The organism is Acidovorax sp. sic0104, assembly GCF_019219095.1.
In the GTDB taxonomy this organism is placed as follows: Bacteria; Pseudomonadota; Gammaproteobacteria; order Burkholderiales; family Burkholderiaceae_C; genus Acidovorax.
Genome location: NZ_JAHUWH010000048.1, coordinates 1 through 887 on the forward strand (window position 1 = coordinate 1; position 887 = coordinate 887).

Below are 887 nucleotides of genomic sequence, written 5' to 3' on the forward strand. Positions count from 1 at the left end.
GCAATGATCTTGGCCACGACGCCAGCGCCCACGGTACGGCCGCCTTCGCGGATAGCGAAGCGCAGACCTTCTTCCATGGCGATGGGGTTGATCAGCTTGACGGTGATCGACACGTTGTCGCCAGGCATGACCATTTCCTTGTCGGCTGGCAGCTCGATGGCGCCGGTCACGTCGGTCGTGCGGAAGTAGAACTGAGGGCGGTAGTTGTTGAAGAACGGGGTGTGGCGGCCGCCTTCGTCCTTGCTCAGCACATACACCTCAGCCGTGAAGTGGGTGTGGGGCTTGATCGAGTTGGGCTTGCACAGCACTTGGCCGCGCTCGACGTCTTCGCGCTTGGTGCCGCGCAGCAGCAGGCCGACGTTGTCGCCAGCTTGACCCTGGTCCAGCAGCTTGCGGAACATTTCCACGCCGGTGCAGGTGGTCTTTTGCGTGTCACGGATACCGACGATTTCGATTTCTTCGCCGACCTTGATGATGCCGCGCTCGATACGGCCGGTCACCACGGTGCCACGGCCGGAGATGGAGAACACGTCTTCCACGGGCATCAGGAAGGCACCGTCCACTGCGCGCTCAGGCGTGGGGATGTAGGTGTCCAGGGCTTCGGCCAGCTTGTCGATGGCTTGCTCGCCCAGAGGACCCTTGTCGCCTTCCAGGGCCAGCTTGGCCGAGCCGCGCACGATGGGGGTGTCGTCGCCAGGGAAGCTGTACTTGTCCAGGAGTTCGCGCACTTCCATTTCGACCAGCTCGAGCAGCTCTTCGTCGTCGACCATGTCGCACTTGTTCAGGAACACGATGATGTAAGGCACGCCCACTTGGCGAGCCAGCAGGATGTGCTCGCGGGTCTGGGGCATGGGGCCGTCAGCGGCCGAGCACACCAGGATGGCGCC

1 protein-coding gene is annotated in these 887 nt (G+C 63.1%); it reads right to left on the minus strand.

The window, feature by feature from the left end; translation table 11 throughout:
- Positions 1 to 887: elongation factor Tu (gene tuf, locus KW835_RS26605; protein ID WP_218387754.1), on the minus strand; the 887-nt coding region annotated here is incomplete at both ends.